Raw genomic sequence first — 14,067 nt, forward strand, 5'->3', positions numbered from 1 at the left:
TGCAAAGCCGTTCAGGACACCGAGGTGCATCATGCGTATGGCAAGAACCGTGCAACGCAGCCTGGAACAGGCGCATTGCGATTTTGACGTGGTGGCTCATCCACATTCGTCGAGCAGCCTGGAGACCGCCCGGGTAGCGGGAGTTCCCGCCGAACGCGTGGCCAAGTCGGTGATCCTCGACGACAGTCACGGCCACTACCTGATGGCTGTGCTACCGGCCACCCGCCACCTGGACCTGAGCAAGGTACGCGGCAGCAACGAATGGCAGATCACCCGGGAAAGCACCCTGGCGCATCTGTTCAACGATTGCGAACGCGGCGCGGTACCGGCCCTGGGCGAATCCTATGGGATGGACGTGGTGATCGATCCGCTGCTGACCCGGCAGAAAGACATCTACCTGGAAGCCGGCAACCACAACAACCTGGTGCATCTGAGCATGGACGAGTACCTGAAAATGGTGCCTCATGCCGAGGTGTGCGAGGTCAGCTACTAGCGCCGTCGGTGCCTGTAGCACCCTTTGCTCGTTGGTGCGCTCCTGCAGACTGTTTCTGCAGGAGCGCGGCTGCACGCGATCGACTGCGCGGCGGTCGTCAGGTATTCCCAACCCACTCAGGAGCCCCCCATGGAATCCCCATCCCACAGCCTGCCCGCCCTGTTCAAACAACTCGGCCTGTCCGATGACCCCGTGGACATCGACCGTTTCATCGCCACCCATTCGCCGCTCAAGCCGGAACTGCACCTGGCGGATGCCTTCTTCTGGACCCCCAGCCAGGCGGATTTCCTGCGCAACGAGATTCTCGACGACGCCGACTGGGCGGAAGTGGTGGATCAGCTGGATGTGCTGTTGAGGAAGGGGCGGGGTGTTTGAGGCATCAGGCTTCGGTTGGAGGCCACTGGCGTGCGGTGTGCACCAGCGCCAGGATCCACACCGCGTCCTGATGGAGTTGGTAAACCAAGCGGTAGCTTTGATGAGGGATCAGTTCGCGGGTGCCGGCGATCAATCCGGGGCGCCCGGCTTGAGGATGTTGCGCCAGCTGCGTAGCCGATTGGCTGAAGCGTATGTCCATGTCCAGCGCCGCCTGCGGATTCAGGTCATGCAGGTAGTCCCATATGTCTGCACGGTCCTGTGCGGCTTGCGGCGTCCAGATCACATTCATTGCCGGGGCGCTACCTGTGCCCTGCGAGCCGCGAAGATGGCTTCCAGGTCATCGTTGGCGATGCCTTTCCCAGCTGTCATGGAGGTGCGTGCGGTGTCGACCTTCTGTTGCAGAAAGGCCTCGTACTCCCGGGCTTCCCGTTGTTCCTGCACGAATTGACGCATCATTTCCCGGACGATCTGCGATGCGGGTCGATGGCTGGCCTCGGCCTCGGCCATAAACTGATCGCGCAAGTCGGCTTCGAGTTTCATCGTGAAAACGGCGTGTTTGGGCATGGGGCAGTTCCTGCAAAACATATATACCAAGTATATACATCTTCAGTACCTTAGCCTGTCCAGGTTATCCCGCGACGACGATCGGTCGCTCAATTGTTTCAAAACTTGACTGAAATTCGTGCAGCATTAATAGTTAGCCAACTAACTGTGTGCGAACTTTCCTTTGCCCGACTCTCTCGAATCACTCCAGATGAATATCAGCAGTGGCATGGTGGTCGCCGCCCGGCATTGGCGGCGGATCTGCCAGAGCACGCTGGTCAACTATGGAATCTCCGAAGCCTGCGCCGTGCCCCTGCTGATGATCGGGCGCCTGGGCGAGGGCGTGCGCCAGGTGACGGTGGCGCAGGCGGCGGGGATGGAAAGCCCGTCCCTGGTGCGTCTGCTGGATCAGCTGTGCAGCGCCGGTTACGCCATACGCGCTGAAGATCCCCACGATCGCCGGGCCAAATGCCTGAGCCTGACCGACACCGGCCGCGAATTGGTGCAGTCGGTGGAAGCCGAGCTGGTGCGTCTGCGCCGCGAGGTGCTGGAAGGCATCACACCGGCGGACCTTGAGGCCGCGCTGAAGGTGATCCGCGCTTTCGAGTCGGCTGCCCAGCCACCGGCGGTGCTTTCTTGAGCGGATTCTTTACCGGCGTACCCCCCGCGCGCGACTGGTTCTACGGCGTGCGCACCTTTGCCGCGTCGATGATCGCGCTGTACATCGCCATGCTTATGCAGATGCCGCGTCCGTACTGGGCGATGGCCACGGTGTACATCGTCTCCAGCCCGTTCGTCGGGCCCACCAGCTCCAAGGCGCTGTACCGCGCCATCGGCACTTTGCTCGGCGCCTCGGCGGCGGTGCTGTTCGTGCCGATGTTCGTGCAGAGTCCTTATCTGCTGGTGGTGATCATCGCCCTGTGGACCGGGATCCTGCTGTTCCTCTCCCTGCACCTGCGCACCGCCAACAGCTATGCGCTGATGCTGGCCGGCTACAGCCTGCCGCTGATCGCCCTGCCGGTGGTGGATAACCCGCTGGGGGTGTGGGACGTGGCGGAGGCCCGTACCGAGGAGATCTTCCTCGGCATCGTCTGTGCGGCCGTGATCGGCAGCATGTTCTGGCCACGGCGGCTGGCGCCGGTGTTCGTCGATTCGGCGGGCAAATGGTTCGCCGATGCGTCCACCTACAGCCAGCGGTTTCTCAGCCGCGACGTGCGGCCCGAAGAAGTCAGCGCCTTGCGTGCGTCCATGGTCGCCACCTTCAACAGCCTGGAGCTGATGATCGGCCAGTTGCCCCACGAAGGTGCGCGCCCGCAGACCGTGCGCAATACCAAGGAACTGCGCGGGCGCATGATCCACCTGCTGCCCGTGGTGGACGCCCTGGACGATGCGCTGTACGCCCTGGAGCGGCGCACCCCAGAGCTGGTGGATAGGTTCGCGCCGCTGCTGGCCCAGGCGGGCGAATGGCTGGAAAGCACCGCCCAGGGCGCGTCGGTCGAGCGCTGGCAGGCCCTGCGTGGCCAGCTTGAAGCGCTGCAACCCGATGCCGAAGCCCTCGACGACCGGCGCCAGTTGCTGTTTTCCAACGCCCTGTACCGCCTCGGCGAATGGATCGACTTGTGGCAGGACTGCCGCAGCCTGCAACACGCCATCCAGTGCGAAAGCCAGGACATCTGGCGCGCGGTCTATCGCCACTGGCGCTTGGGCCGCCTGACGCCCTTCCTCGACCGCGGGTTGATGCTGTATTCGGTGGCTTCCACTGTCCTGGCGATCATCGTCGCCTCGGTGCTGTGGATCCTCCTGGGCTGGACCGACGGCGGCAGCGCGGTGATCCTCGCAGCGGTGGCCTGCAGCTTCTTCGCCTCGATGGACGACCCGGCGCCGCAGATCTACCGGTTCTTCTTCTGGACCGCGATGTCGGTGCTGTTCGCCAGCCTCTACCTGTTCCTGATCCTGCCCAACCTGCACGATTTCCCGATGCTGGTGCTGGCCTTCGCCGTGCCCTTCATCTGCGTCGGCACCCTGACGGTGCAACCGCGCTTTTACCTGGGCATGCTGCTGACCATCGTCAACACCTCGTCCTTCATCAGCATCCAGGGTGCCTACGACGCCGATTTCATGAGCTTCGCCAACTCCAACCTGGCCGGGCCCATGGGCTTGCTGTTCGCCTTTGTCTGGACCCTGGTCGCGCGGCCGTTCGGCTCGGAACTGGCGGCCAAGCGCCTGACCCGTTTCAGCTGGCAGGACATCGTCGGCATGACCGAACCCGCCAACCTGGCCGAACACCGTCATCTGGGCGTGCAGATGCTCGACCGCCTGATGCAGCACCTGCCGCGGCTGGCCATGACCGGCCAGGACACCGGCGCGGCCCTGCGCGAAGTGCGGGTCGGCCTGAACCTGCTGGACCTGCTGGCCTATGCCCCGCGGGCACAGGGTAACGCGCAGGCACTGTTGCGCCAGGTGGTGGCCGAGGTCGGCGCCTACTTCAAGGCCTGCCTCAAGGCCGGCGAACGCCTGCCGGCGCCGAGCGGCCTGTTGATGACCCTGGACCGCACCCGCCGCACCCTGGATGCCCACAGCCAGGACGACCGCGAAACCCGTTTGCACCTGCTGCATGCCCTCAGCGGCCTGCGCCTGGCCCTGCTGCCTGGCGTGGAGTTCGTCGGCGGCGGCGAACTTGAGGAACCGCTGCCCCATGGCATCGATGGAGCGCCTTTATGATCGGTGACCTGGATATCAGCGGGGTGTTCCTGCCCACGCTGCTGGTGCTGATGGGCATTACCTATGGCTTGTACCTGGTGGTCCACGGGCTGCTGACGCGCCTGCATTTTTATCGTCTGGTCTGGCACCGGGCTTTGTTCAACGTTGGTCTGTACGCTTTGCTGCTCGGCGCCGTGGACTCACTCAGTCGATACCTGATGACATGAAAAAACCTTTATTGACCATTGGCCGTGTGGTCCTGACGTTGCTGGTGGTGAGCTTCGCGGTCGTGGTGGTCTGGCGCATGGTGATGTACTACATGTTCGCGCCCTGGACCCGGGACGGGCATATCCGTGCCGACATCGTGCAGATCGCCCCGGACGTTTCCGGGCTGATCCAGCAGGTGCAGGTGCGTGACAACCAGCTGGTCAAGCGCGGCCAGGTGCTGTTCAGCATCGACCAGGACCGTTTCAGCCTGGCCCTGCGCCAGGCCAGGGCGTCCCTGGCCGACCGCCAGGAAACCCTGGCCCAGGCCCAACGAGAGGCCAAGCGCAACCTCGGCCTGGGCAACCTGGTGCCGCGCGAGCAGCTGGAAGAAAGCCAGTCCCGCGTGGCCCGTGCCCAGTCGGCCCTGGCCGAAGCCCAGGTGGCGGTGGACAGCGCCCAGCTGAACCTCGACCGTTCGGTGATCCGCAGCCCGGTGGATGGCTACGTCAACGACCGCGCGCCGCGCACCCAGGAGTTCGTCACCGCCGGGCGCCCGGTGTTGTCGGTGGTGGACAGCAATTCCTTCCACATCGACGGTTATTTCGAAGAAACCAAGCTCGACGGCATTCATATCGGCCAGAGCGTCGATATCCGGGTGATCGGCGATCGCGCGCGGCTGCGCGGGCATGTCGAAAGCATCGTCGCCGGCATCGAGGATCGCGACCGCAGCAGCGGCTCCAACCTGCTGCCCAACGTCAACCCGGCCTTCAGCTGGGTGCGCCTGGCCCAGCGGATTCCGGTGCGCATTGCCTTCGACGAGGTGCCGGAAGACTTCCGCATGATCGCCGGGCGTACCGCCACTGTGTCGATCATCGACGATCAGGCGCCAACCCGGTCGGAGCCGGCGCAATGAACAACGCCCTGCGTGTGGTCGCGGCCGGGCTTGGTTTGTTGCTGTCGGCCTGTCAGATGGTCGGCCCGGACTACCAACTGCCGGAAGACGCGGCGCTGCATCGCAGCGATTTGCAGGGCGACCTGGCCGGTTCGAGCGACAGCGTGGTCTCGGCGCCGGTCCCGGCGGATTGGTGGCGCTTGTACCAGGACCCGCGGCTGGACCAGCTGGTGCAGCAGGCCATGGCCTCCAACACCGACCTGCGGGTCGCGGCGGCCAACCTGGCGCGGGCCCGCGCCCAGGTCGACGAGGCCCAGGCGGCCGGCGGCTGGAGCGGTGGGGCCAAGGCCGGGGTCGAGCGTTTGCAGGAATCCGGCGAAGCCTTCCTGCTGCCGGAGAAAGTGCCGGTGGCCAACGTCGGTAACCTGTCCGTCAGCACCTCTTATCAGTTCGACCTGTTCGGCACCCTGCAACGCGGCATCGAGGCGGCCAAGGCCAATGCCGACGCGACCCAGGCCGCGGCAGACACCGCGCGCATCACCTTGGTGGCGGATGTGGTGCGGGCCTACACGCAGATCTGCGCGGCCAACGAAGAGCGCGAGATCGCCGAGCACTCCCTGAGCCTGCAAGCCCAGAGCACCGCGCTGATCCAGCGCCTGCGCGACGCCGGGCGTGGCGACGAAACCCAGGTCACCCGCTCCCAGACCCAGTTCAAGTCCCTGCGCGCCGAACTGCCGCGCTACGAGGCGGCGCGCCAGTCGGCGCTGTTCCGCCTGTCGATGCTGCTGGCCAAACCGGTGGAGCAACTGCCCGCTGGCACCGGCAGTTGCGCCGAGTTGCCCCACATTGCGCAATTGTTGCCGGTGGGTGACGGTGCGACCCTGCTCAAGCGCCGTCCGGATGTGCGCCAGGCCGAGCGCCGGCTGGCCGCCGCCACCGCGGAAATCGGCGTGGCCACCGGCGCCCTGTACCCCGACATCAGCATCGGTGCCACCGTCGGCACCGTGGGCATCGTCGACAACCTCGGCAAACCCTCCACCAACCGCTGGGGCTTTGGCCCGTTGATCAGCTGGACGGTACCGGCCAACGGCGCCCGCGAACGCATTCATGAGGCCGAAGCCGCCAGCCAGGGCGCCTTGGCGCATTTCGACGGAGTGGTGCTCAACGCCATCCGCGAAACCCAGACCGGCCTGGCCCAATACAGCGCCCAACTGCAACGCCGCGACGCCCTGGCCGATGCCGAGCAGTCGGCGCGGCAGGCCGCCGACCAGACCCACCGCTTCTTCCAGGCTGGCCGCGAGTCGTTCCTCGCCGACCTGCAGGCGACCCGCACTTACACCGACGTACGGGCCCAACTGGCGGCGGCCAACACCCAGGTGGCGATGAGTCAGATCGACCTGTTCCTGGCCCTGGGCGGTGGCTGGGAAAGCGGACGAACGCAAGCCTCGAACCCCGGCAAACCCTGAGGCCGTTGCTATGCTTTGATCAGTTGGGTGAGCACCTTGCGTCCAGTGCTCGGCCAGCGGTCAGGCACGTGATGGTCATGGGGATTCGAATAATGAAAAACCCTTATGCTCTCGGCTTCTGGTGCGCCATCGTTGCACTGGTGCTGCTTTCTGCGACTTATTTCTACGGTGTCATGCTGGCGCACCAGATCGACAAGGCAATGATCTTTCTCGACAGCGCCAGCGCGCTGATTGCGGTGAGCGCCATCGTCTTCGTGGCCTGGACGTCGTTCCAGACCCAGAAAATCAAGAAAAAACAGCTGGAGCAGGGCAAGACCCTGGTGGCGATCTGGGACACCAAAGTCGCCCTGCGCCGGGTCGAAACGGTGTTCGACCGTTACTTCTGGGGCAGTTACTGGCAGCCGGGGCGGACCTTCCAGGAAGTCATGGGCGAGTTGACCGGCACCCCCCTGGAAAAAAGCCTCGAAGCCCTGAAAAAACAGTGTGTACTGCTGGATAAACAGGCCGCGGACGGTCGCCACTGGCTGAACAACGCCCGCGAACTGTCTGACGTCGCCGCCGCCATGGCCCGCGAGCGCTATCAACTGGACTTCTGCGACCCGCGTTCGGAAACGCCGGGTGGCGCGGTGATCAACCGGGATTTCGAAGTGCTGGTCTACACCTGGACCGCCCGCCTGAAAAGCTTCGATCACCAGCTCGACGCGTTGGAAGTCGAATACTCCGAGCACGCCTAGCTGCCGAAGGTAGGCCCGGAAACCCTGTAGCCGCTGCCGAGCGTGCGAGGCTGCGACCGGTTTGGGCGGCATTCCGACGGAGCAATCGCAAAACCTGAATCCGCTATCTACCTGGAAAAACGCGTCGTCTGGCCTACGACTGCTGCGCAATCGATCGCAGGCTGCGCCAGCGGCTACAGGGTGTGTTTTGCCTTCGCCTGTTCACGACTTTTCACATGGAAAGGTTGGGCCGCCCGGCCTGGCCGGTGCTAATCTTCGGCAGTTTTACGCACAGTCGAGCCACAACCCGTGCCGGGTTCAGGGAAGACGACCACACATTCAACAACGGATCGATCGGGTCAAATAATGAATAAATCAGCAGGCGTACTGTTAGGAATCGTCGTCGCAGTGGGCGCTATCAGCGCCGGCGGCGCCTGGTATACCGGGACCAAGCTGGAAGGGGTGCTGCAAACCTCTATTGCCGACGCCAACAAGGAACTCCAGGCGGCCATGGTCGGTTCCAACGGTACCGCCAGCCTGGAGCTGGTCTCGCTGGAGCGCAATCTGTTCAGCAGCACCGCGCGCTACCGCCTCAAGGGCCAGGGCGAGATGTTCGGCGACAGCGCCGAGGGCGTCGAACTGGTGTTCGTCGATCGCATCGAACACGGCCCGCTGCCGTTCTCGCGCCTGATGACCCTGAAATGGCTGCCGGTCATGGCCACCAGTCACTACGAGCTGGAAAAGAACGCCCTGACCGAGAAATGGTTCGCCGCCACCAAGGATGTTTCCCCGCTCAAGGGCGTGGTCAACCTGGGTTACGACCGTTCCGCCACCGGCAACCTGGAGTTGCTGCCGCTGGAGACGGCCCTGGATGACAAATCGACCCTCAAGTTCTCCGGCCTGAAGCTGGACCTCTCGACCAGCACCGAAGCGCAGAAGGTCAAGGCCGAAGGCTACATGGACAGCCTCAAGCTCAACAGCGTCGCCGAAGACCAGACCCCGGTGCAGGTCGAGCTCAACGGCCTGACCCTGGCCAGTAACCTGACCAAGAGCAACTATGGCTTCTACGTCGGCGACAACACCCTGGAGCTGACCAGCACCAAGGCCACGTTCGGCGAGAAACAGTCGGTGCTCAGCTTCAAGAATTCGCAGATCAAGAGCGCCACCGACGAGAAGGGCGCCCACCTGGCCGGCCGTGCCGACTACAAGATCGGCGAAGTCGCCCTCAACGGCAAAGCCGTCGGTTCGGCGCAAATGACCTGGAGCATGAAGAACCTCGACATCGCCTCCGGCATGTCGCTGATGCAGGTCTACCAGAACAAGCTGCAACCTTACGAAGACGCCGTCGCCGCGGCCGAAGCCGCCGGGGAGCCAGCGCCCGAGCTGAACCTGAGCGAGGCCGAGCAGGCCCAGGTCAAGGCTGACCTGGACAAGCTGCTGGCTGCCCAGCCGCACATCGCCCTGGAAAACCTCTCGTTCAAGACCGCCAACGGCGAAAGCCGCCTGAGCCTGGTGGTGGACCTGAACAAGCCGCAATCCATGGATCTGCCGCCGGCCGAACTGAGCAAGCAACTGCTCACCCAGCTGGACCTGAACCTGCTGCTGTCCAAGCCGATGATCGCCGACGTGGCGGCGTTGCAGGCGCAACTGGATGGTGTGATCGACGCCAAGGCGATCGCCGACCAGGGCAGCATGGCCGCCGACATGGTCAGCGGCATGGCGCTGGGTACCCAGTTGGCCAAGCTGGAAGGCAACGACATCGTTTCCAAGGTGCGCTATGCCAACAACGAAGTGGACTTCAACGGCCAGAAAATGACGCCTGAGCAGTTCGTCGGTTTTGTCATGAGCAAACTGGGGCCAGTCACCATCCAGTAAGCCTAGAAAACCCCTTCGCGGGGTTTTCAGCCAGAAACGCCCGGCCTCCGTAGCACGGATCTGCCGGGCGTTTTTTTGCCTGCATCCGACGGCAGAATCCCCACCCAGAGCCTCCTTGAACATGGCTACAGGCCACGTCGTTCGCGGATTCTGGCAAAAACGAATCTGAAGAAATATTGCATTTGCGCATCTGCATCAGCCTTGCGTGGAAGACTCCGCCCCAATCTGGCCGAGTCATCTGATTCGGCTTCCTGGCACGTATCAGGCGGGGGGACACAAGACCCCGGCTAGCCATGTAAGGACGCTGAAGAAATGCCGCCCATTGTTCACCCCGTTCGCCTTTATGGTTTGCGACCGCTGTTTCGCCTGGCGTTATGCAGCCAATTGCTGTGGCCGACCCTGGCCCTCGCCGACCCGGCGTACGACCGCCTGATTCTCGACGCCCGCGCCGGCAGCTATGCGCCAGCCCTGACCCATTTGCGCCAGGTGCCGGCCGACCGCCTGAGCACCGGGCTGGTCAGCGACCACCTGCAGATCGCCAGCTGGGCCGGCCTCGACACCGAAGTAGTGAATGTCTATGAAACCCAGGCCCGTGGCCGGGTGCTGCCGATCCAGGCGCTGACCGCCACCGCCCGTGCCTACCGCAATCTGCAGCGCTGGGACTCGGCGATCCAGGTGTACCGCCTGGCCCTCGAACGCGACCCACAGAGCCCCGACCTGCAACTGGGCCTGGCCCTGACCCAGGCTGATGCCGGCAAGCCTGAGGAGGCCGTGCGCCGTGCCCGCGAACTGGTGGCGGCCAAGCCTGACGATGCCACCCGCCGCCTGGCCTTGGGCTATGCCTTGACCCGCGCCGGTTCGCCGTATGACGCGTTGTTCGAGTTCGACCAGGCGTTCATCCGCGCCGGCACCCGACCGGAAGTCGCCCGCGAATACGTATTCGCCCTGCAACGGGCACGCCTGCCGGAACCGGCCTTGCGCCTGGCGCGCCAGCGTCCGGGGCTGATCGATCCGGTGATTGAGCGTCGTCTGCAAGGCGACCTGGCCGCCGAGCGCGTGCGCCTGGCCGAGCTGGCCAGCCGCAGCGAGAAAGAGCGTTATGTCATCGCCGACCGCGCCCTGGCCGATTACGACCAGTTGCTCGCCACCTGGACCCCGGACCCGGCGGCCAAGGACGACGTGACCCGCTGGCGCATCGACCGCATGGGCGCGCTCAAGGCCCGGGCGCGCACCGCCCAAGTGATTGACCAATACCACAAGCTGACCGCCGAAGACGTGGCCATCCCCACCTACGCCCGGCGTTGGGTGGCGGCTTCCTACCTGGACCAGCGCCAGCCGGAGATCGCCAGCGACCTCTATCGCCAGGTGCTGGCGGCGCCGGATGCCGATGTCAGCGACCGCGTCGAAGACAGCACCGCGCTGTATTACGCGCTGCTGGAAAGCGATCGCCCGCAGGAAGCGCAACAGGTCGCCGACGACCTGGCCAAGAATCAGAAACCGCGGGTCGAGCTCAAGGGCCTGCCGGTGGGCAACCCCAACGATGAATGGATGGACGCCCAGCAGCTCGCCGCGCAGTCCGGCACCTACAGCGCCGACCTGCCGGGCAGCGAGCAGCGCCTGGCCAGCCTGGTGGACCAGGCGCCGGGCAATATCGGCCTGCGCGTGGCCCAGGCCAACCTGTACCAGGCCCGGGACTGGCCGCGTCGCGCCGAGGGCCTGCTCAAGGAAACCGAGAGCATGGCGCCGCGCGATGTCGGCCTCGAAGTTGCCCAGGGCCACACCGCCCAGGACCTGCAGGAATGGCGTCAGCTCGATGCCCTGACCGACGACGTGGTGCAGCGTTATCCCGACAACCGCCAAGTGCAGCGCCTGGCCCGCCAGCGCCAAGTGCACGACATGGCCGAGCTGCGGGTCGAGACCTATGGCGGCAAGAGCTACGGCGGCGGCAACAACGGTGCCGGCGCGGTCTCCGGCAGCAAGGATTTCGGCATCGAGACGGTGCTCTACAGCCCGCCGATCGATGAAGACTGGCGGCTGTTCGGCGGCCTCGGCTATGCCACCGGCGACTTCCAGGAAGGCACCGGGCACCACCGCTGGCAGCGTATCGGCGTGGAACGCCGGACCCGCGACATGACCCTGGAAGCGGAAGTCTCCAACCACTCCTACGGCTTCGACGACAAGCAGGGCGCGCGGCTGTCCCTGGCCCGCGACATCGACGATCACTGGCAGTACGGCGGCAGCCTGGAATACCTCTCGGCCAATACCCCGCTGCGGGCGCTCAACAGCAACATCTACGCCAATGGCGGCAGTGCGTTCCTGCGCTGGCGGGCCAACGAGAGCCGTGAATGGCGGCTGGCCCTGAGCCCCTCGCACTTCAGCGATGGCAACAACCGTCTCGAGGCCCTGCTCACCGGTCGCGAGGGCGTCTACGCCACGCCGCACGTGCAGGTCGACCTGGGCCTGGAACTCGGCGCCAGCCGCAACAGCAAGGAAGACACGCCCTACTTCAACCCCAAGTCGGACTTCACGGTCCTGCCCACGGTGAACGTCAACCACGTGCTCTATCACCGCTACGAAACCTCCTGGAGCCAGCAGTTCCAGGTGGGCGCCGGTACCTACAGCCAGCGCGATTACTCCACCGGGGCGATCGGCCTGCTCAGTTATGGCCAGCGCGTGACCTGGAACGACGTGTTCGAAGCCGGCGCCGCCCTGAGCGTGCTCAACCGGCCTTACGACGGCGACCGGGAAACCGACCTGCGCCTGCTCCTCGACCTTACCTATCGCTTCTAGAAGAGTCCGAAGATGCCTCCGATGACCCGTTGCATCCTCCTGCTGGGAGCCCTGATTCTCAGCGCCTGCGCCCAGCCCGCCGCGGACTTCCTGCCGCCGGCGCAGCGCCCCGTGCCCGCCAACGAAACCCCGTGGCCGAAAAACCACGTGCTGGGCATTGCCTACCACGACGTCGAAGACCGCGACCCCGACCAGGCGGTGGTGGCCGTGCGCACCGAACGCTTGATCGAGCAATTGGCCTGGCTGCGCGAGAACGGCTACCAGCCGGTCACCGTGGACCAGATCATGGCGGCGCGCAAAGGCGGCCCCGAGCTGCCGGCCAAGGCCGTGCTGCTGAGCTTCGACGACGGTTATGCGAGCTTCTATACCCGCGTGCTGCCGGTGCTGCGCAGCTACAACTGGCATGCCCTGCTGGCGCCGGTGGGGGCGTGGGTCGACACCCCGCTGAACCAGCCGGTGGATTTTGCCGGCACCCCGCGCCAGCGCTCGGACTTCCTGACCTGGCAGCAGGTCCGCGAGATCTCCCGTTCCGGCCTGGTGGAAATCGCCGCCCACACCGACGCCAACCACAAAGGCGTGCTGGCCAACCCCCAGGGCAACCTGCAACCGGCCGCCGCCACCCGGCGTTATGACGCCAGCAGCGGGCGCTATGAAAGCGAGGCCGAGTTCGAGGCGCGCCTGCGCAGCGACGTGGCGGGGATCTCGAAAAAAATCCGCGCCGCCACCGGCTACAGCCCGCGTGTCTGGGTCTGGCCATACGGCGCCGCCGACGGCACCGCGCTGCGGGTGGTGGGCGAGCAGGGCTACGACATGGCCCTGACCCTCGACGACGGCCTCGATACCCTCGACAACCTGATGAGCAGCCCGCGGTTCCTGGTGTCGTCGGACCCGGACGGCATCCACTTCTCCAACAGCATCGTCGGCGTCGAAGCCAACAACGCCATGCGCGTGGCCCATGTCGACCTGGATAACGTCTACGACCCGGACCCGCAGCAGCAGGAAATCAACCTCGGCAAGCTGGTCCAGCGCATGGCCGACCTGGGCGTGAATACCGTGTTCCTGCAAGCCTTCGCCGACCCCAAGGGCGATGGCCTGGTGCACTCGCTGTATTTCGCCAACCGCCACCTGCCGGTGCGCGCCGACATCTTCGACCGGGTCGCCTGGCAACTGCGCACCCGGGCCAACGTCAAGGTGTTCGCCTGGATGCCGGTGCTGAGTTTCGCCCTCGACCCGAGCCTGCCCCGCGTGACCCGCTGGGACCCGGAAACCGGCCAGGTCGCGGCCGACCCTGACCAGTACCGGCGCCTGTCGCCGTTCGACCCGAAGGTGCGGCGCATCATCGGTGAGATCTACGAAGACGTGGCGCGCCTGACCTCGGTGGACGGCATCCTCTACCACGACGACGCGGTGCTCTCCGATTTTGAAGACGCCAGCCCCGCAGCGCTGCGCACCTACGCCGCCAACGGCCTGCCCGGTTCGATCGCCGCCTTGCGCGCCGATCCGGCGACCCTGCAGCGCTGGAGCCGCTTCAAGAGCCGCTACCTGATCGACTTCACCCATGAGCTGACTGCCAAGGTCAAGGCGATCCGCGGGCCGCAGGTGCTGACCGCGCGCAACCTGTTCGCCGAGCCGATGCTCAACCCGCAGAGCGAAGCCTGGTTCGCCCAGAACCTCGACGACTTCCTCGCCAACTACGACTGGACCGCGCCGATGGCCATGCCGTTGATGGAGGGCCAGCAGCGCAAGGCTTCCGGCGCCTGGCTGGAGCAATTGGTGGCCACGGTCAAGGCACGCCCCGGCGCGCTCAACCGTACTGTCTTCGAACTGCAGGCCCGGGACTGGGCGCAAAAACCGGCGAGCGATATCGACGCCGTGCAGATGGCCGACTGGATGGGCCGACTCAAGCGCCAGGGCGCAACCAGTTTCGGCTACTACCCGGATAACTTTCTCGAGAACTCGCCGGACCTGAAGACCATCCGTCCCGCGCTCTCCACCAAGTGGAATCCTTAAATC

The 14,067-nt window shown here is 65.1% G+C and carries 13 protein-coding genes; 11 read left to right on the plus strand and 2 right to left on the minus strand.

Annotated features, from left to right (window positions below; translation table 11 throughout):
* Positions 1 to 31 precede the first annotated feature (31 nt).
* Positions 32 to 493 (plus strand): aminoacyl-tRNA deacylase, encoded by a 462-nt coding sequence (locus C4K38_RS00845; protein WP_053276909.1) that lies wholly within the window; start codon positions 32 to 34, stop codon positions 491 to 493.
* 129 nt (positions 494 to 622) lie between these two features.
* On the plus strand, positions 623 to 868 hold the full coding sequence (locus C4K38_RS00850) for a DUF2789 domain-containing protein (RefSeq protein ID WP_025808545.1): 246 nt from the start codon (positions 623 to 625) through the stop codon (positions 866 to 868).
* Between the two features lie 4 nt (positions 869 to 872).
* Here the strand turns inward: C4K38_RS00850 and C4K38_RS00855 are convergent, their stop codons facing one another.
* Both C4K38_RS00855 and C4K38_RS00860 read right to left on the minus strand, forming a co-directional pair.
* Positions 873 to 1,157 (minus strand): type II toxin-antitoxin system RelE/ParE family toxin, encoded by a 285-nt coding sequence (locus C4K38_RS00855; RefSeq protein WP_053276910.1) that lies wholly within the window; start codon positions 1,155 to 1,157, stop codon positions 873 to 875.
* Entirely contained in the window at positions 1,154 to 1,432 is a 279-nt protein-coding gene (locus tag C4K38_RS00860; RefSeq protein ID WP_053276911.1) for a hypothetical protein, read from the minus strand. The genes C4K38_RS00855 and C4K38_RS00860 overlap by 4 nt, the downstream gene beginning before the upstream one ends.
* Positions 1,433 to 1,622: 190 nt before the next feature.
* On the opposite strand from C4K38_RS00860, the gene C4K38_RS00865 reads away from it, so the two are divergent.
* From C4K38_RS00865 to pgaB, 9 genes are all read left to right on the plus strand, one after another.
* Entirely contained in the window at positions 1,623 to 2,051 is a 429-nt protein-coding gene (locus C4K38_RS00865) for a MarR family winged helix-turn-helix transcriptional regulator (protein ID WP_053276912.1), read from the plus strand.
* Positions 2,048 to 4,132 (plus strand): FUSC family protein, encoded by a 2,085-nt coding sequence (locus C4K38_RS00870; RefSeq protein ID WP_053276913.1) that lies wholly within the window; start codon positions 2,048 to 2,050, stop codon positions 4,130 to 4,132. Before C4K38_RS00865 ends, C4K38_RS00870 begins: the two co-directional genes overlap by 4 nt.
* Positions 4,129 to 4,338 (plus strand): DUF1656 domain-containing protein, encoded by a 210-nt coding sequence (locus C4K38_RS00875; protein WP_025808541.1) that lies wholly within the window; start codon positions 4,129 to 4,131, stop codon positions 4,336 to 4,338. Before C4K38_RS00870 ends, C4K38_RS00875 begins: the two co-directional genes overlap by 4 nt.
* Entirely contained in the window at positions 4,335 to 5,231 is an 897-nt protein-coding gene (locus C4K38_RS00880; RefSeq protein WP_053276914.1) for an efflux RND transporter periplasmic adaptor subunit, read from the plus strand. Before C4K38_RS00875 ends, C4K38_RS00880 begins: the two co-directional genes overlap by 4 nt.
* Positions 5,228 to 6,676 (plus strand): efflux transporter outer membrane subunit, encoded by a 1,449-nt coding sequence (locus tag C4K38_RS00885; RefSeq protein WP_053276915.1) that lies wholly within the window; start codon positions 5,228 to 5,230, stop codon positions 6,674 to 6,676. The genes C4K38_RS00880 and C4K38_RS00885 overlap by 4 nt, the downstream gene beginning before the upstream one ends.
* A gap of 92 nt (positions 6,677 to 6,768) precedes the next feature.
* Positions 6,769 to 7,410 carry a hypothetical protein gene (locus tag C4K38_RS00890; RefSeq protein ID WP_016705008.1) on the plus strand — a complete coding sequence of 214 codons (642 nt, stop codon included), beginning with the start codon at positions 6,769 to 6,771 and terminating at the stop codon, positions 7,408 to 7,410.
* A 345-nt stretch (positions 7,411 to 7,755) separates the two neighbouring features.
* Positions 7,756 to 9,264: a YdgA family protein gene (locus C4K38_RS00895; protein WP_053276916.1), complete on the plus strand. Its 1,509-nt coding sequence runs from the start codon at positions 7,756 to 7,758 to the stop codon at positions 9,262 to 9,264.
* A gap of 312 nt (positions 9,265 to 9,576) precedes the next feature.
* Positions 9,577 to 12,054 carry a poly-beta-1,6 N-acetyl-D-glucosamine export porin PgaA gene (gene pgaA, locus C4K38_RS00900; protein WP_053276917.1) on the plus strand — a complete coding sequence of 826 codons (2,478 nt, stop codon included), beginning with the start codon at positions 9,577 to 9,579 and terminating at the stop codon, positions 12,052 to 12,054.
* Between the two features lie 12 nt (positions 12,055 to 12,066).
* Positions 12,067 to 14,064 carry a poly-beta-1,6-N-acetyl-D-glucosamine N-deacetylase PgaB gene (gene pgaB, locus C4K38_RS00905; RefSeq protein ID WP_053276918.1) on the plus strand — a complete coding sequence of 666 codons (1,998 nt, stop codon included), beginning with the start codon at positions 12,067 to 12,069 and terminating at the stop codon, positions 14,062 to 14,064.
* Positions 14,065 to 14,067 lie beyond the last annotated feature (3 nt).

Source organism: Pseudomonas chlororaphis subsp. piscium (genome assembly GCF_003850345.1).
GTDB lineage: Bacteria > Pseudomonadota > Gammaproteobacteria > Pseudomonadales > Pseudomonadaceae > Aquipseudomonas > Aquipseudomonas piscium.